23 protein-coding genes are annotated in these 23,401 nt (G+C 46.1%); 8 read left to right on the plus strand and 15 right to left on the minus strand.

Annotated elements, in window-relative coordinates; all coding sequences use genetic code 11:
- Positions 1-72 precede the first annotated feature (72 nt).
- The 4 genes from K0H61_RS16250 to dolP all read left to right on the plus strand — a co-directional run bounded on the left by K0H61_RS16250 (position 73) and on the right by dolP (position 3,514).
- Positions 73-1,929 (plus strand): penicillin-binding protein activator, encoded by a 1,857-nt coding sequence (locus tag K0H61_RS16250; protein WP_220050504.1) that lies wholly within the window; start codon positions 73-75, stop codon positions 1,927-1,929.
- A complete protein-coding gene (locus K0H61_RS16255) occupies positions 1,926-2,252 on the plus strand; it encodes a YraN family protein (RefSeq protein ID WP_220050505.1) in 327 nt (108 codons plus the stop codon). Before K0H61_RS16250 ends, K0H61_RS16255 begins: the two co-directional genes overlap by 4 nt.
- Before the next feature lie 105 nt (positions 2,253-2,357).
- Positions 2,358-2,951 carry a phosphoheptose isomerase gene (locus K0H61_RS16260; RefSeq protein WP_011070670.1) on the plus strand — a complete coding sequence of 198 codons (594 nt, stop codon included), beginning with the start codon at positions 2,358-2,360 and terminating at the stop codon, positions 2,949-2,951.
- Positions 2,948-3,514: a division/outer membrane stress-associated lipid-binding lipoprotein gene (dolP, locus tag K0H61_RS16265; protein WP_220050506.1), complete on the plus strand. Its 567-nt coding sequence runs from the start codon at positions 2,948-2,950 to the stop codon at positions 3,512-3,514. Before K0H61_RS16260 ends, dolP begins: the two co-directional genes overlap by 4 nt.
- 58 nt (positions 3,515-3,572) lie before the next feature.
- Here the strand turns inward: dolP and K0H61_RS16270 are convergent, their stop codons facing one another.
- Entirely contained in the window at positions 3,573-4,481 is a 909-nt protein-coding gene (locus K0H61_RS16270; protein ID WP_220050507.1) for a DMT family transporter, read from the minus strand.
- A 117-nt stretch (positions 4,482-4,598) separates the two neighbouring features.
- On the opposite strand from K0H61_RS16270, the gene K0H61_RS16275 reads away from it, so the two are divergent.
- Positions 4,599-5,474, plus strand: a complete 876-nt coding sequence (locus K0H61_RS16275) for a LysR substrate-binding domain-containing protein (RefSeq protein ID WP_220050508.1) — start codon at positions 4,599-4,601, stop codon at positions 5,472-5,474.
- A 79-nt stretch (positions 5,475-5,553) separates the two neighbouring features.
- Here the strand turns inward: K0H61_RS16275 and trpS are convergent, their stop codons facing one another.
- From trpS to rpe, 3 genes are read right to left on the minus strand one after another with little or no spacing between them, the layout of a single operon-like run.
- Positions 5,554-6,552, minus strand: a complete 999-nt coding sequence (gene trpS, locus K0H61_RS16280) for a tryptophan--tRNA ligase (RefSeq protein ID WP_220050509.1) — start codon at positions 6,550-6,552, stop codon at positions 5,554-5,556.
- 43 nt (positions 6,553-6,595) lie between these two features.
- The gene (locus tag K0H61_RS16285) at positions 6,596-7,297 is read right to left on the minus strand and encodes a phosphoglycolate phosphatase (protein WP_220050510.1); all 702 of its coding nucleotides are present in this window, start codon (positions 7,295-7,297) and stop codon (positions 6,596-6,598) included.
- A complete protein-coding gene (rpe, locus tag K0H61_RS16290) occupies positions 7,297-7,974 on the minus strand; it encodes a ribulose-phosphate 3-epimerase (protein WP_220050511.1) in 678 nt (225 codons plus the stop codon). Before rpe ends, K0H61_RS16285 begins: the two co-directional genes overlap by 1 nt.
- Before the next feature lie 256 nt (positions 7,975-8,230).
- Between rpe and K0H61_RS16295 the strand changes: the two genes are divergently transcribed.
- The gene (locus K0H61_RS16295; protein WP_220050512.1) at positions 8,231-8,596 is read left to right on the plus strand and encodes a hypothetical protein; all 366 of its coding nucleotides are present in this window, start codon (positions 8,231-8,233) and stop codon (positions 8,594-8,596) included.
- Positions 8,596-8,781 carry a DUF2970 domain-containing protein gene (locus tag K0H61_RS16300; protein WP_220050513.1) on the plus strand — a complete coding sequence of 62 codons (186 nt, stop codon included), beginning with the start codon at positions 8,596-8,598 and terminating at the stop codon, positions 8,779-8,781. The genes K0H61_RS16295 and K0H61_RS16300 overlap by 1 nt, the downstream gene beginning before the upstream one ends.
- A gap of 22 nt (positions 8,782-8,803) precedes the next feature.
- On the opposite strand, the gene K0H61_RS16305 is transcribed toward K0H61_RS16300, so the two are convergent.
- The 9 genes from K0H61_RS16305 to K0H61_RS16345 all read right to left on the minus strand — a co-directional run bounded on the left by K0H61_RS16305 (position 8,804) and on the right by K0H61_RS16345 (position 17,916).
- The gene (locus K0H61_RS16305) at positions 8,804-9,643 is read right to left on the minus strand and encodes a Dam family site-specific DNA-(adenine-N6)-methyltransferase (RefSeq protein WP_220050514.1); all 840 of its coding nucleotides are present in this window, start codon (positions 9,641-9,643) and stop codon (positions 8,804-8,806) included.
- Positions 9,644-9,697: 54 nt separating this feature from the next.
- Entirely contained in the window at positions 9,698-11,194 is a 1,497-nt protein-coding gene (locus K0H61_RS16310; RefSeq protein WP_220050515.1) for an AAA family ATPase, read from the minus strand.
- 18 nt (positions 11,195-11,212) lie between these two features.
- Complete coding sequence (gene aroB, locus K0H61_RS16315) at positions 11,213-12,292, minus strand: 3-dehydroquinate synthase (protein ID WP_220050516.1); 1,080 nt, start codon at positions 12,290-12,292, stop codon at positions 11,213-11,215.
- 5 nt (positions 12,293-12,297) lie between these two features.
- Positions 12,298-12,813: a shikimate kinase AroK gene (aroK, locus tag K0H61_RS16320; protein ID WP_011718623.1), complete on the minus strand. Its 516-nt coding sequence runs from the start codon at positions 12,811-12,813 to the stop codon at positions 12,298-12,300.
- A 219-nt stretch (positions 12,814-13,032) separates the two neighbouring features.
- Entirely contained in the window at positions 13,033-15,084 is a 2,052-nt protein-coding gene (locus K0H61_RS16325; protein ID WP_220050517.1) for a type IV pilus secretin PilQ, read from the minus strand.
- Positions 15,085-15,105: 21 nt separating this feature from the next.
- Positions 15,106-15,621, minus strand: a complete 516-nt coding sequence (locus K0H61_RS16330; protein WP_220050518.1) for a pilus assembly protein PilP — start codon at positions 15,619-15,621, stop codon at positions 15,106-15,108.
- Entirely contained in the window at positions 15,621-16,253 is a 633-nt protein-coding gene (locus K0H61_RS16335; protein ID WP_220050519.1) for a type IV pilus inner membrane component PilO, read from the minus strand. The genes K0H61_RS16330 and K0H61_RS16335 overlap by 1 nt, the downstream gene beginning before the upstream one ends.
- Entirely contained in the window at positions 16,250-16,849 is a 600-nt protein-coding gene (locus K0H61_RS16340; RefSeq protein WP_220050520.1) for a PilN domain-containing protein, read from the minus strand. The genes K0H61_RS16335 and K0H61_RS16340 overlap by 4 nt, the downstream gene beginning before the upstream one ends.
- Positions 16,837-17,916, minus strand: a complete 1,080-nt coding sequence (locus tag K0H61_RS16345; protein ID WP_220050521.1) for a pilus assembly protein PilM — start codon at positions 17,914-17,916, stop codon at positions 16,837-16,839. Before K0H61_RS16345 ends, K0H61_RS16340 begins: the two co-directional genes overlap by 13 nt.
- A 188-nt stretch (positions 17,917-18,104) precedes the next feature.
- On the opposite strand from K0H61_RS16345, the gene K0H61_RS16350 reads away from it, so the two are divergent.
- Positions 18,105-20,621, plus strand: coding sequence for a penicillin-binding protein 1A (locus K0H61_RS16350; protein ID WP_220050522.1), 2,517 nt, complete (start codon positions 18,105-18,107; stop codon positions 20,619-20,621).
- A gap of 64 nt (positions 20,622-20,685) precedes the next feature.
- Here the strand turns inward: K0H61_RS16350 and argH are convergent, their stop codons facing one another.
- Positions 20,686-22,053, minus strand: coding sequence for an argininosuccinate lyase (gene argH, locus K0H61_RS16355; RefSeq protein WP_220050523.1), 1,368 nt, complete (start codon positions 22,051-22,053; stop codon positions 20,686-20,688).
- Positions 22,054-22,147: 94 nt separating this feature from the next.
- Positions 22,148-23,371, minus strand: a complete 1,224-nt coding sequence (locus tag K0H61_RS16360) for an argininosuccinate synthase (protein ID WP_220050524.1) — start codon at positions 23,369-23,371, stop codon at positions 22,148-22,150.
- Positions 23,372-23,401 lie beyond the last annotated feature (30 nt).

A 23,401-nucleotide genomic window follows, 5' to 3' on the forward strand; every position in this document is an offset into this window, starting at 1 on the left:
ACAGTGCCAAGACTTTCGTCAAGCGCAAGAGAAGGTTAAACTAGATACAGCATCTTACCAGAGTGAAGCCCAGTGTTAAAAAGCCTGAATACAACTAAGTTTATTTCCGTGGCCATTTTATCCGCAGTGTTGGCGGGTTGCGGCAGTTCTACGCCCACCACCAAAGATACTGCCCCCACAGTGGCAACCTCATTAGCGACTGCGCCGCTGGCGCCTAATGTCTATTTATCCCAAGCAGCAAATAGCAAAGATCCCGAGCAGCGGGATACTTATTTATTGCTGGCGGCCCATTCCTATATCAATGGTAAGGATTTTGCCTCGGCGCAAAAACTACTTAAATCAATGCAAGCGAATTTAAGCCAGACGCCGACGCTGCAGGCCGAGCACAGATATTTAACGTCTCGTGTACTAGAGCACACTGCGGAATATCAAGCTGCGCTGAATGTACTCACTTACCCAAGGTCTTGGGTATTACCTGGCTGGCAAATGGCCGCATATCATCAACAAAGAGCCCGCTTATTCCAACTGAGTAAGCAACCGATGGAGCAGGCGCGAGAGCTAAGCTTATTAACAACTTATCTTCCCCCTGCGCAGGCCAATGAAGTTAACAATCAAATCTGGCAGGTGTTACAACCTATGTCAGAGCAAACGGTACAAACCTATACCCGTGAAGCTAGCAATCCAGTCTTTGCCGGTTGGTTGCAATTGGCCTATATCGCTAAGCATTATGCCGTCGACCCAAGTCAGCTCGTGCGTTATTTAGGTGAATGGCAGAAACAAAATCCCTATCACCCTGCCGCGGCAAAATTACCCGCTGATTTAGACAGAGCGCTGAACTCCAAGCCCTATACACCTAAAAACATTGCAGTTTTGTTACCTCTAAGTGGTAGTCGTGCCAGTGCAGCCAATGCAATTCGCCAGGGTATACTGGCAAGCTATATGGCTAAGCAGAGCGATCAAGTGTCGGTAAACTTTTTCGATACTGCAAATGGTGCCGTTTCTGCCTATCAACAAGCGGTTAATGCGGGAGCCGAATTTATCATTGGCCCTTTATTGCCGAACGAAATCGAGCAATTACAGGCAATGAACACGAGTGCCAGCACGACAGCGCCGAGTGCACCAGTAACCTCGATTCCGCAGCTATTTTTGAATCAGACAGATAAAATCACACCCGATTTCAATAAATTCTACTTTGCACTTTCTCCCGCTCAAGAAGCGGCGGATGCAGCAACTCGTATGTACCAAGATGGTGTAACCATACCGCTATTACTCGCCAGTAATGATGCCATCGGTAAACGTATGGCCGAAAGCTTTATCCAAGCTTGGAAAAAGAAAAGCGATACCCCCGTCGAAGTCTATTACTACGATGGTGGCGATAAAATGAAGACGACAGTGCAGGATGCCCTTGGCGTTCGCGATAGTCAGGCGCGTATAGCCCGTATTAAAGAGCTGCTCGGTAATAATGTGCAGGCGGATTTCCGTTCGCGCCAAGATATTGATGCAATTTATATGATTTCAACGCCACAAGAGTTAACCCTGCTGAAAGCGTTTATCGACGTTAACTTCAGCGTATTTACCCAACCAGTACCGCTATACACCTCAAGCCGCAGTCGTATTGATAACGAGTCAAGCCAGACTGCTCAGGATTTAAATAACCTGACCATGAGTGATGCCCCATGGCTGATGCAAAACAGTGAAGAGAACCTGATGGTGAATAACCTCTGGCCTAACTGGAATAACGGACAAAAACGCCTGTTTGCCATGGGCTATGACGCCATGGATCTGGTGAATAAACTCGTTCAAATGCGCTCCTTTAGTGGCTATCAGTTCGATGGCCGCAGCGGGGTGCTCTCGGTCTACCCAGATGGCGTAATCAACCGTCAACTGAGCTGGGGACGTTATCAAAGGGGCAGTTTCCGTCAGCTATGACACTTGGACAGCAGGCTGAAACACTCGCCCAACATTACTTGGAACAACAAGGCTTAAGCTTTGTCGAACGTAATGTCCGCTATCCCTTTGGAGAAATCGACTTAGTGATGCGCCAAGCGCGCCAATGGATATTTGTTGAAGTTAAATATCGCTCATCAAATCAGTTTGGCGGAGCATTACAAGCACTTAGCAAGGCACAAATTGGTAGGGTTCGGATGGCCGCCAGCCATTATCTGCAGCAGCATAAGCTTGACGTACCCTGTCGGTTCGATGTCGTCGCCATTGATGGCACACAAATCCAATGGCTAGTCGATGCCTTTTAAACGAATTGTAAGACAAAGCCAATCGAATTATTTTTAACGCTAATGCCTCAACTCCCTCGGGGAAATATGGCATCATAGCAGCACTTTATCCTGAAGGATGTATCCATGTTAGAACGCATTAAAGACAGTTTTACTGAGTCTATCCAGACTAAAATCGATGCAGCCGAAGCGCTACCTGAGTCCATCGCCAAAGCGGCCGAGATGATGGTGCAATGTCTTTTAGGCGGCAATAAAATTCTTGCCTGTGGTAACGGTGGCAGCGCCGGCGATGCGCAGCATTTTTCTGCCGAGTTATTAAACCGCTATGAAATTGAGCGTCCGCCATTACCAGCAATCGCCCTGTCAACCGACACTTCAACCATCACAGCAATTGCTAATGACTATAGTTACGATGAGATTTTCTCAAAACAAATCCTAGCGTTAGGCCAACCTGGTGACATTTTATTAGCCATTTCGACCAGTGGTAACTCTGGCAACGTGATTAAGGCAATGGAGGCTGCACTAAGCCGCGATATGACTATCGTTGCCCTAACGGGTAAGGATGGCGGCGCAATGGCAGGCCTGTTGAGCGTTGGCGATGTTGAAATCCGCGTACCGTCAAACGTCACTGCCCGTATTCAAGAGGTGCATTTACTGGTTATCCATTGCCTGTGCGACAACATTGACCGCACCCTCTTCCCGCAGGACGAGCAACAATGAGATTAGCCGCCCCACTATTAATGGTTTGCATGTTGCTACAAGGTTGTGCTGGCGCCGTTATGGTGGGCGCAGTCAGTGGCGCTAAGATGGCCAATGACGAGCGCTCGGTTAAAACTCAACTCGACGACACCAATACCGACTTTGTAATTACTAGTGCGCTGCTTGAGCAAGAAGATCTTAAGAAGCAAACCAACATCACAGGTGTGTCAGTAAATGGTAACGTACTGATGATCGGTCAGGCGCCGAGTTCTATGTTGAGGGACAAGGCGATTAAGGTCGTTCAAGATCTTAAGCTTGGCGGCAAGATCCACAACCAAATCCGTATCGGCAACCCCACTTCATTTACGACCCGTAGTAACGACACTTGGGTCACGACTAAGGTAAAGGGACGCATGCTGAACGAAAAGGATTTGGATATCACCCGTATTAAAGTGATCACCGAAAATGGCGAAGTCTTTTTGCTTGGGTTAATCAATCGTAATCAAGCGGATTTAGCCGTGGAAATTGCGCGTAATACCGCTGGTGTCCGCAAAGTAGTTCGTGTATTCGAATATATCGAGTAAGTTCCTAGAGCCTAAATTAACCGAAGTGTTTTGATTTAGGCTCATTTTCAGCTTCTATTTATCCGTTGTCACCCCGCAGCTGCACCATCGCCTTTGATGTTTTAGCGTTCCCCCTTGAAAATCTCGCAACGATTACCCCAATCCAAGGCAAAAGTAATGACGGCAATACAATCATTGCTGCGCCTAACCAACTTAAGTCGTCGAGCCACTCGTCAAATAACAGCCAACCCAAAAACACAATAAACAGGAGACCCGCATACTCCGCAATGGCGATATCACTCGCCTGCGCTTTACGGTAGGCCAATACGCACAGCCAGTGATAGCTGAGTAAACAAAGATTACTTAGCAGTGCAACCGCTAAAAGCCCCCAACTTAGCTCACCTAGGCCTTGAATCCACACAATCATTAACGTCGCAGGGATCCCAAGCAGGTTATAAAGCATCAATGGCATAACAGGATGCTCGGCATAGGGGAGTTTCTTCAGACTCAGTTGATTTACCGCAAAGGTGAAAGCAGCAAATAACACCGCAATACCAAACCAATTCATCTCACTAGGGCGCAAAATAATCAGCACCCCGATAAACCCCAGAACAGTACAGGCAATTTGCCCCGCGCTAATACGCTCACGTAAAAACCAAAATCCCATCAGGATGATCATTAACGGTGCGGTATAAAACAACGAGCTAACCGTCGCCAATGGCAAAGCCATCAAGCCGATAATCAAACACACAGCACCTATTGAACCAATATTGGCGCGCCATAGATGAATAGTAACATTCGAAGTAGTTGGCCGACCTACATACAACCAAATTGGCAATAACATCAACATCGATGTGAGTTGGCGTACCAATAGAAAAGTGCCCGCTTGAGCGTCTTCGGGTAACCACTTAACCGACACGTCATAAAAAGCACTAAAGAGGTTGCCCACTACCAATAAAACCAAACCAATGACTACAGGGCGCTGCATTTTAATATCCCAAAATCCGAATGGCGGCATGATAATGTGAGCTTTGTACAAACTGAAATGATGCTTTCTAATGATAGATGAATTAGATTCATATTAAATTGTGAATATCGAGTCCCTATGAGAAAGCTTCCACCACTGAGGGCACTGCAGGTGTTTGAGGCTGCCGCGCGCCAACAGCATTTTTCCAAAGCTGCTGAGGAGTTATTTGTTACTCAGAGCGCCGTCTCACACCAAGTACGCGTATTAGAAGAATACTTTGGCGAACAACTGTTTGATCGCCAAGGACGCAAACTACAACTGACCCCTAAAGGGCAAAACTTGTTCGTGGAATTAGAGCGCATCTTCAATGAACTAGGCGATCTGAATCTTAAACTCCGTGATACCCCCAATCAGCAGATAAGCCTCGCGGTTTACAGCTCGTTCGCCGTGAAATGGCTGATACCGCGTCTGGCAGACTTTAGGCGTCAATATCCTAGTGTCAAAATTCGCCTCGAAATGATCACTCAAGATCCCGATCTCAGTACCAATACGGCGGACATTTTTATTGCGGGGAAGCTAAATCAACGGGGCTACTGGCAGCAGTTATTACACAAGGAAAGACTTATCCCAGTCTGCAGCCCCAGTTTTTACCCTAAGTGGCGTGATATTAACTTAAGCAATTTTCAGCAGCAGGCATTAATCATTGTAGATGAAGGGCCGCTCGGGCTGGATTGGCATAAGTGGTCGGCGGCGCATCAAATACAGCTAAATAACGAGCAGCAACATATTTTTAGCCATGTGGTTATGGCGATTGAAGCGGCGATTGCCGGACAAGGGCTCGCACTCGTGCCTGACTTTATGGTCACTGGAGATATAGATACAGGTCGACTGGTAGCGGTTAATCTTCCTGACGTGCATACGGGATTTGAGTTTAATTTTCTGTGTAAGCAGCGGCGTTTATCTGAGCCCGCCATTGCCGCCTTTTCTTCTTGGCTTAAAACCCAAGCCTCATAGAAATAGCATCTGCTTGAGAATAAAAAACCGCCACTAACGCAGGTTAGCGGCGGTTTTATTCAATTCTCTTGTTGTTAGATTAGACTAACAGACCAATCTTTTCGTATACCTTTTTCAGGGTCACTTCGGCGCGTGCCTGTGCGTTTTCAGCGCCGGCTTTCATCACTTGGTCAAGATAAGCGCGATCTGCACGTAGCGCACGGTAACGCTCCTGCAGTGGCTCTAACATGCCAACGACGGCTTCACCCGCAGCACCTTTTAAATGACCATACATTTTGCCTTCAAACTCGGCTTCGAGGCTGGCAATGCTTTGACCTGTGATACCCGACATTAGGCTTAGCAGGTTAGATACACCAGGCTTGTTTTCCATATCGAAACGCACGACTGGCGGCTCATCGCTGTCGGTCATGGCTTTCTTGAGTTTCTTCATGACCGCTTTTGGATCTTCAAGCAGACCAATCACGTTGTTACGGTTATCGTCTGATTTAGACATCTTCTTCAGAGGATCCTGCAGCGACATCACTTTAGCGCCATGCTCAGGAATAAATGGCTCAGGAATTGTGAAGGTCTCGCCATAAGCATTGTTAAAGCGCGTCGCAATATCACGGGTCAGTTCTAAGTGCTGCTTCTGATCTTGGCCCACTGGAATCGCATTCGCTTGATAAAGCAGAATATCGGCCGCCATCAGCACAGGGTAACCGAACAGACCCACGTTGATGTTATTAGCGTGCTTTTGCGACTTGTCCTTAAACTGGGTCATACGGCTTAGCTCACCCATTTGGGTGTAGCAGTTTAAGGCCCAACCTAACTGAGTGTGTTGTGGCACTTGAGACTGAATAAATACAGTGCTCTTTTTCGGGTCAACGCCGCAGGCTAAATACAGGGCTAAGGTATCTAAACAGGCCTCACGCAGCGCCTGTGGATCCTGACGTACAGTAATAGCATGTAAATCGACCACGCAATACAGGCAGTCGTGGCTATCTTGCATCGCAACCCATTGACGCAATGCACCCATGTAGTTACCTATGGTTAATTCGCCGGACGGCTGTGCACCGCTGAGTACTATGGGTTTAGTCATTACGTCATTGCTCCACATTAAATATAAGAATCGATTAAGCTAACTAGGCAATTGATACCCAGTTTAAAATCTCAGCAAACTGCTGACACACGGCATTAGGGCCTGCAAGGCCAATATCTTCACCGTAGTTGTAGCCATAGGTCAAGCCGATTGATGCAACACCCGCCGCTTTCGCCGCGAAAATGTCATTTTTTGAATCACCTACCATCAATAACTGCGACGGTTCTAACTGCCACTCGTTGAGAAGGTGAGTTAATGGCAAGGGATCTGGCTTCATCTTCTCGAGGGTGTCACCACCAAGTACCACAGTAAAAAATTCACTCAACTTAAAGGCTTCGAGTAATGGCAGGGTAAATCGATAGGGTTTGTTAGTGACCACAGCTAACTGATAGCCTGCATCAAACAAGGCCTGCAACACGCGATGCACATCAGCATAAAGCGCGCTGTGCTTCTCTAGGTTTTCTTGGTATTGCTGCATAAAGGTTGGCATGGCAGCATCGAGTGCAGCTTCTTCCACATCTCGGCCAAGGGCATGGGTCATGGCGCGTCGCATCAGCATTTTCGCGCCATTCCCCACCCAGGTCCTCACTTGGGCCTCTGTGCAATTTACTAAACCAAGCTTACTCAAGGTAGCTTGGGTAGCAACCGCAAGGTCGGGCACACTGTCGATGAGTGTACCGTCAAGATCAAAGGCGATCGCTTTAATTTGTCCCCAATTGCTTTGCTGTTGCACACCCTGTGACATTAGTTAGACTCAACCTTAGCAAGTTCGGCACGCATTTCATCGACGACCGCTTTGTAATCTGGCTTGCCAAAGATAGCCGAGCCTGCCACAAACATATCGGCACCCGCGGCAGCGATTTCGGCGATGTTATCGACCTTAACGCCACCATCGACTTCTAAGCGAATATCAAAACCGCTGGCGTCGATTCGGGCACGCACTTCACGCAGTTTATCTAAGGTCGATGGAATGAAAGACTGACCGCCAAATCCTGGGTTTACCGACATCAGCAGGATCACATCTAACTTATCCATCACGTAGTCAAGGTAATGCAGTGGTGTTGCAGGGTTAAACACTAAGCCTGCCTTACAACCTGACTCTTTAATCAGTTGTAGTGAACGGTCTAAGTGCTCTGAGGCTTCAGGGTGGAAGGTGATAATCGAAGCACCGGCTTTAGCAAAGTCAGGAATAATGCGATCGACGGGTTTTACCATTAAATGCACATCGATTTCGGCGGTGATGCCGTAATCGCGCAGCGCTTTACACACCATAGGGCCAAAGGTCAGGTTGGGCACATAGTGATTATCCATCACATCAAAGTGCACTACGTCAGCACCCGCATCTAATACGGCTTTAACATCGTCACCTAAACGGGCGAAATCAGCGGATAAAATTGATGGAGCAATAAGAAATGGGCGCATGGGACACTCGCAACTATTGGATAAAAAGTGCCTTATTTTACCCCGAGCCTTGCCCTGCCTCTATAGCCATGACCACATTTATCACCTGTAAAAGTCAGATTAATACCGCGTGGCCTGTAAACAACTTTGCCCAAAGGTCTTTATAATCTATAGATTGGAAAAACTTTACCAAGGATTGATAAATTATTGTTCATAAACTGAGCGAGTTTGTTATAATCGCGTCGCAATCTTATTAAGTCATTTCAAGGGTCGTAGCATGAAGGGACGGTTAACTCAGGTTTCACATATATTAGGTTCGGTGACCTTTAAATCCGCTATGATGTTGACATTCACTGCGGTTGTTGTCGCTTCATTAGCCTATGGTATGGAAAAGCTAACCCAGAATGATGAGACCACAGCCTGTAGTTGTAGTAATGATGTAAGCTACAACAATAGCCTCCCGAGCAGCCATCCTAATAATCGCTGTGCGACCCAAGCGCAAACCCTCAGCTGGAAGACTTGGCTTACAGGTAAAAATCGTTCCAGCCAGTTCCATTTTGTCGATTTGCTCGAACTGCTTCACGGTCATAAAGATAAACCCATTGATGACCTTAAACCAACCAACTCCAATATGTCCTATTAATGTTAGGGCGCATTTGGCAGATATTTCACAGTACCATAGCCGCCTTTTTTGGGGTGCAGTCAGATAAAAATCGCCGTCGAGATTTTGCGACTGATTCTCCCATGCCCTATATCCTAATGGGAATTGTACTAGCAATCGCACTAGTCTTGAGTTTGATCTTTTTAGTCAGTCGAGTTGTGAACTAAGCCTAAACACAGGCCAAGCAACTTAATCCTCTTGGGGATCGTAGTTCTCATCATAAACCGCAATTAACTCATCAACCTTATTACGACCACTGCCATTTTGGCTAATATTGCGTTGCACTTGGATTTTCGCAAGATGGGCACCACGGTAGAGCTCACGTGTGAGCGGAATATCATGGTTACTGATAATGACAGGAATCCCCTGTTCTATCGCCATATGGCGTGAATAACGGGCAAGCAGCGCTTGGTCATCGAGACTAAACCCCGCCCCCACATAGGTCGTGAAACTAGCAGTAGTGGACAAAGGTGCATAGGGAGGATCGCAGTAGATAACATCCCCCGCTTGAATTTGCTCGAAGGCCTTCTCATAGCCAATGCACTTAAACTCGGCGTACTGAGCCTTTTCCGAAAAGGCTAAAATTTCCTTTTCAGGGAAATAGGGCTTTTTGTACGAACCAAAGGGTACGTTAAATCCACCCTTACGGTTATAACGGCATAACCCATTGAAACCATGACGATTTAAATACAAGAAATACACTGAGCGCTGGAAAGGATCGCGGGATTTATTAAAATCAGTACGGACGCGGTAGTAGGCATCTTTCTGATTCATCTCATCGACGAACAGCTTTTTGGCAGCAGCGATATACTCACTCGGTCTTTCTTTAACGATATTATAGAGATTGATGAGATCCTGATTGATGTCGCAGAGCAAATAGCTCGGATAATCCGTGTTAAGAAAAACCGAACCCGCCCCCACAAAGGGCTCCACTAAACGCTCGCCCGCAGGTAAGTAGTTAGCCAACTCATCCACCAATTTAAATTTTCCACCCGCCCATTTCAGGAAGGCTCTATGTTTTTTTATCATTTAACTTGATGAATACCGACAAAAAGAAAGGTCATGATTGTACTCTGTTTATTCTTAGATTTCACGATGCGGGAATGTTTCTTCTAACGCATAATTCCCAAGGTCGGCCCAATTTTTAATTAAAGGTTGGCTTAAGTGATAACGTGTATCTAATTCCGTCGCGGCCTTTTCAGCGCTCTGCTTATCGCTGTATTGCCCCACAAATACAACCCAAAACTGCTTATATTTAGTAATTCGCACATCGGCGACTGTATTAATTTTTTTCGCTAGGGCCTGAGCCGTCGAAAGCTTTTGTACTGTCGACACTTGAATGGCATACCCCACTGACGGCTTATCTGATAATGTGACGGTTAGAGGATGTACACTTGACAGTTCATCGCCTTGTGCTTGAGTCATCGTACTTACAACGTCGCTAGATGAAATGGCATTTTCATCTGCCTTTTCTATTTGTGTACTTTCGGCTTGAACCTTTTGGGTTTGAGTATTGTCAGTTTGAGCGCTATTGGTGTTTACCTCTTCGATCTGAGTCTGCTCAGCACTGTCACCTTTAAGGCTTGCCTCACCAATAATTGCCGCGGTTGCAACATCCCCCTCTGATTGTGGCTCCTCACCATGGAAATTAGCTAAGGGATCTTCCTTAAGTGCAGCTTCATCCGCCAGCGCTTTAGCGAATGCAACTTCACGCTCACTAAAGTAAGGCTGCAAAATTTGCTCACCATGGCGTAAAAATTGGGGCGAATCCAATGCGGGGTAAGTTACCTGCTCAGATATTTGCTTGTCTGCTTCAGGGCTCGCCAACAACAACCAAATTATCAGTGTTACCAGCAAACTTGCTGCGCCAACAAAGGCGAAGCGGTAACGCTGCCAAAACGAAGGCGCCGCTTCGCTGCCATGCAGTGCGAGTTCAAGCAACTCGACAACTTCCCTCGGTGTACCTTTCTGCTTTTCTAGCAGACCTCGCACTATATCCCTTGGAGTAAAAGGATTTTGATCGCTATAACGCAGTAAGGTTTGATAAAGCGCTTCACGCTCGGGAAGTGTCAACGGCTCTACATTGACGGGCAACAGCTGACGTCTTAATGAATCGGGTAACTGGGGTAATAGCTCCGCTAAAAATGCCGGTGGCACCGTTAGGGTTAACGCAATCCGCCTGCCTGCACATTGAATTTGGTTGAGGATAATACATTCGGCCCACAACTCTTTAGAGAGCAAATGCGCATCATCAATGATGATATGCAGTGGCTTGCTTTGATTGGGCGCGACTCTAAGAATGGTTTCTGCAAGTGGTGTTTCATCGTCAAAGATAGGAGATGACACCAATTGAACCAGAATTTTACGACGAATTTCGGCATCTTCGGCATGCATTGGGCAAATGACTAAGGCGACATTCGCATCATCGACATCGGTCGCCAGCGCAGTGGCAAGTGTCGTCTTACCTGAACCTGACGCGCCAGAAAGTACCAGTAATTGGTCGCTATAACTGGCAACGTGATGCAATCTTTCTATGAGGGCTTCCTGTGAGGGAAGCAAGAGTTGCCCCTGAAATGTCACTCATCCACCACACAAGGTTTATGCGTAGCGGATAACCTGTTCGAGGGTAGATTCGGATACTTGGCTAAAAACATCTGCTCGACCAATCGCAGTCGGCAGTACTAGCCTAATCTGACCAGCTAACACTTTTTTATCGCGACGCATGTGTTTAATAAAACTGTCGAAATCCATCGTTGCAGGTTTGGTAACCGGCAGGTCAAATGCTGCTAATAACGCAATGATACGTCGAACAATTGACTCATCAATGTATCCCAATAACAGAGCCGTTTGAGCAGCAAGGACTGTGCCAGCAGCCACTGCTTCACCGTGTAACCAGTTGCCATATCCCATTTCAGCCTCAATCGCATGACCGAATGTATGACCTAAGTTCAGAAGGGCACGAACGCCCTGCTCCGTCTCATCTTGGCTCACGACATCGGCTTTAATCTCGCAGCAACGGGAAATAGCATAGACCAAGGCTTGGTTATCGAGATTTTTTAGCGGCTCGACATTATCTTCAAGCCATTGAAAGAATTCACTATCCCACATAATGCCATACTTGATGACTTCTGCCATCCCTGCTGCAAATTCACGCGCAGGCAAGGTTTTTAGGCATTGGGTATCAATCAACACAAGTTGCGGCTGATAAAAGGCGCCAATCATGTTTTTACCAAGGGGATGATTTACAGCCGTTTTTCCGCCAACCGAAGAGTCGACTTGGGACAGGAGCGTAGTTGGGATTTGAATAAAATCGACCCCGCGTTGATAACAGGCTGCGGCAAAACCCGTCATATCGCCAATGACGCCACCACCTAAGGCCACCAGTAGAGTGTCTCGGCCAAAGTTACGTTCCAGCAGTGCACTGAAAATATGATCTAAGTGAGTTAGATCTTTGAATTGCTCACCATCGGGCAGGGTCACGCAGGCAACTTCACCAAATGAAGCCATCGTCGCTTGCATCTGCTGTAGATACAATGGGGCGATGGTTTCATTAGTAACGATGAGAATGCGCTTTTTAAGCAGGTAGCGAGACAAAGTCTCGCCATCACTCATCAAATTCTGGCCAATATAAATGGGATAACTACGTTCACCTAAATCAACCTGAATTTGTTTTGTCATTCTGCTTAGAAACCTAATTGCTCAATGATTTGATTTGCAACGACCTTCGCGCTTTGATCATCGGTCTTCACGATCACGTCGGCAATTTCTTCGTAGAGAGGGTTGCGAATTTCTGCAAGATTTTCTAACACTTCGCGAGGATCATCCACCTGTAATAACGGGCGACGTTTATCCCTTTGAGTACGAGCAACCTGCTTGTCGATTGTAGTTTCGAGATACACCACAATACCGCGAGCAGATAAATGATTACGGATGTCTTTGCTCTGAACTGAACCACCACCAGTTGCAAGAACAATACCTTGTTTTTCAGACAGATCGGCAATAACTTGAGCCTCACGACGACGGAAACCTTCTTCGCCTTCAACGTCAAACACCCAAGCAATATCTGCGCCTGTGCGTTGCTCAATCTCTTGATCTGAATCGTGGAATTCTAAATGCAGCATTTGCGCCAGATGGCGACCAATTGTGCTTTTACCTGCGCCCATCGGGCCTACCAGAAAAATATTACGTTTTTCAGCCATTTCTTGTACGTCTGAATCTTATTTGAAAGTATGCCTATATCGACCCAAAATCGAGCCGACCTACTGTATGTTACCTTGCTCTATAGAGACTTGACCGTGGATTATCTCAGTTTACTGTCTTGTCTGGCAAGTCGTGAGTACAATTATTAGTTAGAATTGTATGGTAGAGACAATAAAGCCAGCAAGTATTGCTGGCTTTATTTTGTTTAGGACGAGGTTTTAGAGTTTCTCGTTAACAATTTTAGGGGTAACGAAAATCAACAACTCTTGGCGTTCATTACTGTCGGTAGAGTTGCGGAATAGGAACCCCACTAATGGTATATCCCCCAGCACAGGCACTTTACTCACTCGACTAATGAGATTTTGTTGGTAAATCCCCCCAAGAACGATGGTTTCACCATTATCCACCAGCACTTGAGTTCCGATACGCTGGGTATCGATGGCTACCGCAGGACCTGTTGGGGTATCAACCGTAGTGCCCTGAGAGTCTTGGGTAATTTCCAAGTCGAGGATAACACGGTTATCGGGCGTAATTTGCGGTGTTACACGCAGCGACAATACCGCCTTTTTAAAGGTAACAGAGGTTGCACCACTTGAGGTCGACTGCACATACGGGATCTCAACACCCTGCTCGATATAGGCCGCTTTTTGGTTAGAAGTGGTAATACGAGGGCTAGCAATAATCTCACCTTTGTTTTCCTGCTCGAGGGCGCTTAACTCTAAATCTAGAATCGTACCATCGGCCATCTTCGCGACATTGAAAGCGATACTTGTGGGCGTACTCACCGCCGCGGGAAGGTTGACGTTAAGACGACTGTCTATCGATGGTACAACACCGCCAGCAATACTTTCAGCACCTTCAAGGGTACCCGACGTTCCCTTGGTACCCTGTTGGTCGGTAATCCCCCAACGGATGCCTAAATCTTCAGAGACATTATCCTTAACGGTCACCATACGAGATTCAATCACCACTTGTCGAATTGGAATATCGAGCACTTCAATTAAACGGTGCACATTTTCAATACTCTCTGAAGTATCTTTTACCAAAACAGTATTGGTACGTTCATCGACTGCAACTGAGCCACGAGGTGATAATAGGCTTGAGTCAGTACCTTTTAATAATTCCGCCACCTCCCGAGCTTTAGCGTAATTCACCTGAATATACTCAGAATAGAGCGGCTCTAATTCTTTCACTTCTTGCTTGTTTTTCAGATCCTGACTTTCACGAATCGCCAGCTCTTCACTCGGCGCAACCATCAGAATGTTGCCTTCGATGCGCTTGTCTAAGCCTTTAGTTTGGAGAATTAAATCTAAAGCTTGATCCCAAGGTACATCGTCAAGTCTTAGGGTGATGTCGCCTTCAACCGTGTCACTGGTGACCAAGTTAAAGTTGTTATAGTCAGCGATGATTTGTAATACGGTGCGGACAGAAATATTTTGGAAGTTGAGCGATAGCGTTTTACCGTTATACTTTTTCTCTTCCTTAATGTTTGCGGTGCGTACCGCTTTATTGATAGACAGCCTAAAAAGACTATCTTCCTGCTTATAATTAAACTCATAATCGCCCGATACATCGACCAAAATACGCGTGGTCAGTTCGTCCTTAAAGGTTTCAAAGCTCTTTACAGGTGTTGAGAAGTCCTGCACATCCATGACGTACAGCAAATCATTTTTAATGTCTGTGTTGTAGAGTTGGACTTCAATCTTAGCCCCGACTTGTTCTACATTAGCAGCCACTGAGCGATTATTTAAGGAGATCAATAAATCGCCGCCACCCGTTGAATTGCGACGAAAATCAATATTCTTGATACTATTCACAAAAGGATTACTTGCCTCAGTATTCGATCCCATCACAGCATCATTGATAGTGAGACGATAGGAATTTCCCATCACAGCACCTTGATAAGGCTTAACTTGGGATAAACCCAATGTCACCCTCAGGTCAGTGTCCATTTGAGCAGTCGTAATCTCTTTAACACCCACCTGATTGATAGGCAGATTATCCCTTGATAAACCCGAAACACTATCATCAAAGGTTAAAAGCAATTCAGCAGGAGCTGCATTAGAATCAATGGCAGGTGCAGTTACCGAATTCTCAAATACGAATTCTACTTCTAATTGATGATCGACTAATGCATGGTATTTTACATCTAATAATCGATTAGCTGCATAGCTCGATGGCAACACACCAAATACCAATGCGACTCCAATAACAGACTTAATTAAGCCCGATGATATAAATGGGAGTTTGATCGCGGCAGAAGATTTCATTATTCCCTCATCCTTCGCTTGTTATTTTCCAGAAAGTTCTAAATTGTTTGGTCGCTCGGTCCAACAACCAGAGCCATCAGGAATTAATTCCATTACTTCAACATTATCTGAAGTCACTTTGATAATACGGCCATTAAACAATCCCAAGTGCTCACCAATACCCATACGATAAACACTACCATCGTTAGTTTCAATTAACGCCCAAATTGATTTAGACTCACTCAAGGTTCCGCGCATTTTCAAACTATCTAATGCGTAAGTTTCTAAGCGACCTTTGCGGCGTTTTAAATCAGGTTGCAAACAGTTTTTACTGCTATCTATCACTTCCTCGGTTAATTCCCTTGAAGGAGGAACAAATGGACTACGCATTAGCTCAGCTTGATAGGCAAAATGTTCAAACTTAGGCGGTTCTTTTAGTGGTGGTATGTGCGCCACATGTTGCGCCTTAGTTTCTGTAACAAATAGCTCTAAATCGCTATGATCGCCAACACAACCCATCAAAAAAAGACTCATTGTCAATAGAGGTAAGACTTTCATTATTTCTTCCCCTTCTTCTCTTTTTTGGCTGGTTTTTCTGGCGGTAACTCTGCTCCTTCCTTAAATCGATAGGTTTTAGCTAAAATATCCATAGCTAAATTTCCAGCAGCATCACGTGTAATAGTAAAATCGTGTAAACTGACAATACGAGGCAGCTTAGCAACGCCACTGACCATATTACCAATTTGATGGTAATCACCAGTTACTGACATTTTAATCGGGAATTCGATATAGAAGTCCCTCTGAATTTCAGGTTCCCAATTTAGACTGTTAATTTTAAGTCCAGCATCGGTTGCAACGAATGTTAAATCATCTAACAGGCCTGGCATTTCATTTTCTGAAGGGAGCATTTTAAGCAGTTCTGCAAACTGCTTCTCCATTACGGCTAGTTGCTCGCGGTAGAGCTTAAGATTGGCTGCGAGCTGATATTTAGATTTAAAATCTTCGCGCAGCTGTAACTCTTTATTCTGCTCTGCCTTATAAATATCAACTGCATCAGATATCACTAGGTAATAACCTGCAGCAAATACTAAAATGGCCAGTAAAACCGCAAAAAAACCTTTTACCTGAGCAGGCCAACCGCCAACATTCTCAAAATCAATATCATTAAACTGACTTAGATCGAGCTTCATTTACCCGCTCCTTTTGCCTTTTTCGCAGGCTCAGTCTTAGCAGGCTCATCTGCTACCGTACCTTTAATGCTAACACGCAAATTAAAACGCTGGAGCTGCCTTATATCATCATTCTGGGTCACGATGGATTGCATATTAGGATCAGACAACCATTGTGAAGCTTTGACCTTACGCATCATATTGGCAACATTGTTATTCGACTCGCTGCGCCCTTCGATCAGTAGAAGACTTCCCTTTTTCTCCAATTTAGAAAGATAGATGCCTGGCGGGACAATTCTAACCAACTCATCCATTACATGGGTTGGTAAATTACGCGCCTGTTGAAGGTTAAGAATAATTTCTGTGCGTCGCTCGATGTCTCTTTTACGTTCTTTAATTTTATTGATTTCGGCGATTTGTTTATCTAAAAGAGTAATTTCCGATTGCAAATAAGCATTCCTAGCCCTTTGGTCATCGGTTATCATTTCGAGTACTGAAAGCGCAATGTATACTAAAATCGCTGAACCAATAAAAACAGCGGCCAAAATACCAAGATAATCACGCTTCTGCTTTTCTCTCGCCTCTTCGCGCCAGGGAAGCAGGTTTATGTTCGCCATTGACCGTAACTCCTTAGCGCTAAGCCACAAGCAACCATATATTTGCTAATACTGGATTGCAGGGTATTTTTGGTTGACTCGTCCGCATGCAAACAACCTTGGAAGGGGTCTGCAATTATTGTATGTACACCTAATTCATTAGTTAATAAATTAGCCATACCTTCCAGTTTAGAAGTACCACCGCATAATACGAGGTAATCAACTTTATCTTTCCCACTAGAGGTGCAATAAATTTGTAGTGTCCGTTTAATCTGCTGCAATAATTGCATTTGGAAAGGAGATAAAACTTCAAACATATAATTGCGTGGTAAATCACCTTCTATTTTCGCTTTTTCAGCCTGTTCATATGACATGCCATAAAAAGACAAAATAGATTGAGTGAATAATTCTCCACCGAATGCCTGTTCTCGAATAAACGTGGTTTCACCAGATTCGACAACTGAAAATGTGGTCATATTAGCGCCAATGTCAACCATGGCGACTGATTTTGACCATGCCCCTTCAGGTAATTGTGCTAACACTAATTCGACTGAACGACCAAGGGCATATCCTTCAACATCAACAACCCTAGTTTCAATATCGACTTCATCGAGCGCTTCAACCCGAGCATCAATATTCTCTGTGCGGCATGCGCTTAATAGCACATCGACCTTTGAAGGATCTGAACTATTAACGTTTAAGGTTTCAAAGTCGATGCTGACTTCATCTAAGGAATAAGGAATTAAGTTATCGGCTTCAATCTCAATTTGGGCCTCCATTTCTTCTTCGCTTAACGAAGCATCCATATAAATCACTTTGGTCATCACGGCTGACCCTGATACTGCAACGGCTGCATATTTTACCGATTTAGGTAAAGCACGCTTTATTTGCCTTAAGCATTCTACGACAGCATCGGCATCCCGAATATCATGATCATTAATCGCCCCCTTTTTAACGGGAACAGCTGCATGACTTAATATTTTGTATCCATCAGCAGTCTTACTCAGCAATATGGCTTTTACTTCGTGGGAACCGATATCAATTCCAACCATTTGCGGAGCCTGACGCTTCCATAAATTTGAAAGCATAGTCCGTCGTCACTTTATTATTTGTATTCAGAAAAAGATACTAGCACAAAAACAACCCGTTATACGTATTTGTATAGAATGTTTCAAGATTTTACAAACGCTATTTTAGTCCTATCACGTTTTTACTTCACCCAAGCGTGTGCGCCTTATATACTGTTGTATTGAACAGAACTTTAGGATCAATTTAGGTGAAGTGGTTAAAACGTCTTGTTATAGCCCTATTCAGTCTAGCCCTTCTGGGCGTGGGCGCCATTGTTGCAGCATACTTTTATGTGTTACCGGACTTGCCGGATGTATCAACACTTAAAACAGTACAATTGCAAACTCCTCTGCGCATTTACAGCAGCGACGGCAAACTTATTTCTCAGTTTGGCGAGAAGCGTCGTATTCCTTTAAAACTTGAAGAAGTACCCAAGCCATTATTACAGGCATTTCTTGCGACCGAAGATGCGCGTTTCTACGAGCATAATGGTATTGACCCCGTTGGCGTAGTTCGCGCTGCGATTGTTATGCTCACGACCGGTGAGAAAAAACAAGGTGCCAGTACCATCACGATGCAGGTTGCGCGAAATTTCTTCTTAACCCGAGATAAAACCATTATTCGTAAAGTGAAGGAAATTTTTATTTCCTATCACATCGAACAGTTGCTCACTAAAGATGAAATTTTAGAGCTTTACGTAAACCGTATTTATTTAGGACAACGTGCCTATGGCGTAGGTGCGGCAGCCCAAGTTTATTTTGGTAAAAACGTCCAAGATCTGACATTAGCTGAGATGGGCATGATTGCAGGCCTTCCAAAAGCACCATCTACGCTCAACCCTATCACCTCGCCATCACGCGCCCTAGCTCGTCGTAATACCGTGCTGATGCGAATGAATGAAGTAGGCTACATCAGTAAAGCTGAATACAACGCGGCGATTCAAGAACCATTAGTCGCAAAATATCACGGCGCTGAAATCGACCTTTACGCACCTTACATTTCTGAAATGGCTCGTGATTATATGGTGCAAAAATACGGTGAGGAGGCAGCCTATACCAATGGCTATAACGTCTACACTACCGTTTCATCTGAGCTTCAACTCTTAGCACAACAGGCATTACGTAACAACGTCTATGCCTATGATGAACGCCATGGTTACCGTGGCCCTGCGGCAGTGATGTGGACAGATGCCAAACCGGATAATGCCCAACTGGCGGCTGAACTTGCAAAAATTGCTCCTGTACAAGAGCTGCAACCAGCAGTCGTGCTAAGTATCGATGGCCAGCAAGCTAAAGTCTTAACTGCCAAGGGCGAGCCACAAATCATCAAATGGGATGGTCTAAAATGGGCGCGTAAGTTCATTACCGATAAACGTCAGGGCAGCGTGCCTAAATCGGCCTCTGACATACTTAACATCGGTGAGCGCATTTGGATCCGCGATAACGGCGAGTACCTACAGTTATCTCAAGTGCCAGAGGTTGCCAGTGCAACGGTTTCACTCGACCCGCAAAATGGTGCCATTCGCAGCTTAGTCGGCGGTTATAGCTTTAGCCAAAGCCAATATAACCGTGTAACCCAAGCTAAACGCCAGCTTGGCTCTAACATTAAACCCTTTATCTATGCCGCCGGATTGGAAAAGGACTATACACTGGCGACCCTAATCAACAACGCTCCGATTAACAAACCGGATATCAGCCAAGGCACGGCGTGGCGTCCTAAAAACTCGCCCGATATTTATGGCGGCCCCACTCGCCTGCGTGTAGGTCTGGCACAATCCATTAACGTGATGTCAGTAAGAGCAATGCGCCATACTGGATTAGATGCCGCAATTGCCGAATTAACGAAGTTCGGCTTCGATCCTAACGATTTGCCACGCAACGAGTCCCTAGCCTTAGGTTCGCCTTCGGTGACGCCATTACAGGTTGCCACAGCCTTTAACGTGTTTGCTAACGGCGGCTTCCTCGTTGAGCCTTACTATATCGACAGAGTTGAAGACTCCTTCGGTAATGTGATTGAAGAGGCAAATCCAACACTGGCATGTAAACCCAGCGCATCGGTCGAACAAACATCAGTTGCCTCGCTCGAGTATGGCGCCGAGCAATCTGCCGATTCGGCCGAGGCTAACTGCTTCGGTCAAACGGGTCGTTATGCTAAGCAGATTATTTCTGAGCAAACCGCATTCCTTATCACCGATGCGCTGAAAAGTGTAATCTGGGGCGGTGGTGACTGGAGCAAAGGTACAGGCTGGCAAGGCACAGCTTGGCGTGCAGCTCAGTTGATTAAACGTCATGATATCGCAGGTAAAACAGGGACGACCAACGAATCCCGTGATACATGGTTCAGCGGTTTTAACCCAACGCTGACCAGCACCTTCTGGGTCGGCTTTGACGATCATGGTCGCCAATTAGGCCGTACCGCTTGGAACGCCAACGGTGAGAAGGATCAGATAACCGGCACCGAAGCTGGCGCGAAAACCGCAGGCCCAGGCTGGAACGAGTTTATGAACAATGTCCTTAAGGGCAAGCCTGAAGTCATTGCAGTACCACCAGAAGGCATAGTGTCAGTGCGTATCGATTTAGCCACGGGAAAACTCACCCGCAAAACCGATTATACTAGCGCATTCGAGTACTTTATCTCTGGCACTGAGCCTAAGGAATACATCAGTGAAAACCAAGATGAAGGCAACCTGTTTAACGATGCTCCGACGGATGATTTATTCCAATAGACATCTTTAACGGAAATAAAAAACGCGACCTAGTGTCGCGTTTTTTATTGGTCAGTTTTAAACCTTATAGAGCTTTCTTCGCCTCAATGGCCTGCTTCACCTGAGTTAACGCCGTGCCACCCAGCACATCACGTTTTGCCAAGCAGGCTTCAATGGTGAGGTTTGGATACACATCATCTTCGATGATATCGGCAAAAGTTTTAAATTCAGCCAATGTGAATTCCTCTAGCGGAATTTTCTTGGCAATCGCCGCCACTACAGCAACACCCACAACATGGTGCGCTTCACGGAAAGGCATGCCCTTAGAGACTAAGTAATCCGCAAGTTCAGTCGCATTAGCATATCCCTGCTGCGCCGCAAGCAGTGCATTCTGGCGATTAACCACTAAACCAGATAACACAAGCGCCGCCATATCCAAGCAGATTGCCCAGCTATCGACCACATCGAACAAGCCTTCTTTGTCTTCCTGCATGTCCTTGTTATAGGCTAGCGGTAGCGCCTTCATGGTAGTAAGAATGCCCACTAAGCTGCCATAGACACGGCCCGTCTTACCACGGATAAGTTCAAGGGCATCGGGGTTTTTCTTCTGTGGCATTAACGACGAGCCCGAAGTCACTTCATCGCTTAATGAGATAAAGCCTGCTTCACCCGAGTTGAAGAAAATCAAATCTTCCGCCATACGGCTCAGGTGCATCATGCTGATTGATGCGGCTCCGCATAGCTCAACGACGTGGTCGCGATCCGATACGCTATCTAGGCTATTCAGCGTTGGCGAGGCGAAGTTAAGCGCTGCGGCTAGGGCGTGTCTATCCATCCGATAAGCAGTACCCGCTAACGCGCCAGAGCCCAGCGGGCAGGTATTGGCACGCTTCAAGGCATCGGTTAAACGGCTAAGGTCCCGCTCAATCATCTCTACATAGGCTAAACACCAGTGCCCAAAGGTCACCGGCTGAGCACGTTGCAGGTGAGTGTAACCAGGCATCACCGCATCAAACTCACGCTCAGCTAAAGCGATAAGCTCGCTGCGTAGGGTCTGCAGACGGGCAACAAGCGCAGCACCTTCAGATTGACACCAAAGTTTTAAGTCAGTGGCCACTTGGTCGTTACGGCTACGGCCAGTGTGGAGTTTTTTACCCAAATCGCCTACCTTGGCAATCAGGGCAGATTCAACGAAACTGTGAATATCTTCTGCGCCCGAGGCCAGAATAACGGCTGGATCGCCCTTTACTTCGACTAACAGCTCATTTAACGCTTCTTTCAAGTCACTGCATTCGGTTGCAGTGATAATACCTACGCTTGCAATCGCATCGGCCCAGGCAATCGAGCCCACTACATCCTGCTCAAACAGACGGTAATCCACTGGCAGCGAATCGTTAAATAATTTGAATAGCGCGCTGGTTTCGCCCTGAAATCTTCCACCCCATAAAGCCATGCTAAATCCCCTCGGTCACTGCTTTTAATTCGTTAAAGCCAATCAAAACTTAAGATATAAAAAAGGGCGCTAGGCGCCCTTTGAGTCTGCCTAATTACTTAGTGTTAAGCGCGCGGATGCGGCTCGCTAATGAGTACAGACGGATAAAGCCTTCAGCGTGTTTCTGATCGTACACTTGGTCTTCACCGAAGGTAGCAAACGCTTCAGAGTACAGGCTGTTTGGTGAGCGTTTCTTAACCGCGATCGCATGGCCTTTGTAAAGCTTAACCACGACTTCACCGTTCACTGACTCTGCTAAAGATTCAGAAGCCGCCAGCAGTGACTTACACAGTGGTGTGAACCAACGACCGTCATACACTAGGTGAGCCATTTGTGCGCCCACTTGTTCACGCCAAGTACGGCTAGTTTTGTCCAGCACTAACTCTTCGATTGCACGCAGCGCAGCGAACATCACAGTGCCGCCTGGCGTTTCGTAACAACCGCGAGACTTCATGCCCACTAAACGGTTTTCGGTGATGTCGATACGGCCAACACCGTGTGGTGCAGCAATGGCGTTCAACTTCATCAGCGCAGCATAAGGCGTTAATGCTTCACCGTTTACTTTAGTCACACGGCCGTTTTCAACTTCCAGAGACACATATTCTGGTTGGTTTGGCGCATCCTCTGGATCGGCGGTCAGCGTCCACACACCTTTACTTGGCTCGTTCCACGGATCTTCTAACTCACCACCTTCGTGGGAAATGTGGAATGCGTTAGCGTCGCGGCTGTAGATTTTGGTTGCAGAAGCCGACGTCTTGATATTGCGCTCAGCTAAATAAGCTAACAGATCTTCACGGCTCTGCATGGTCCATTCACGCCATGGCGCAATCACTTTCAAATCAGGTGCTAATGCCGCGAAACAACCTTCGAAACGTACTTGATCGTTTCCTTTACCGGTACAGCCGTGGCACAGTGCATCTGCCCCCACTTTACGAGCCACTTCAACCTGCGCCTTTGCGATAATTGGGCGAGCCATTGAGGTGCCCAATAAGTAAGTGCCTTCGTAGATTGCACCAGTCGCCATGGTTGGGTAGATGTAATCTTTAACGAATTCTTCTTTCAGGTCGACGATATGGCACTCAGAGGCTCCAGAAGCTAACGCCTTTTCAGTCAAACCCACTAACTCTTCTTCGCCCTGACCTACGTCAGCGCAAAAGGCGATGATTTCGCAGTTATCGTAGGTTTCTTTTAACCAAGGGATAATGGCCGACGTATCGAGACCACCAGAGTAGGCTAAAACAACTTTTTTCACGCCAGTATTATTATTCACGATAGACATCTTTAATTCCTATAACTCGTTTCTCAGTTA

The sequence above is a fragment of the Shewanella acanthi genome, from assembly GCF_019457475.1.
GTDB lineage: Bacteria > Pseudomonadota > Gammaproteobacteria > Enterobacterales > Shewanellaceae > Shewanella > Shewanella acanthi.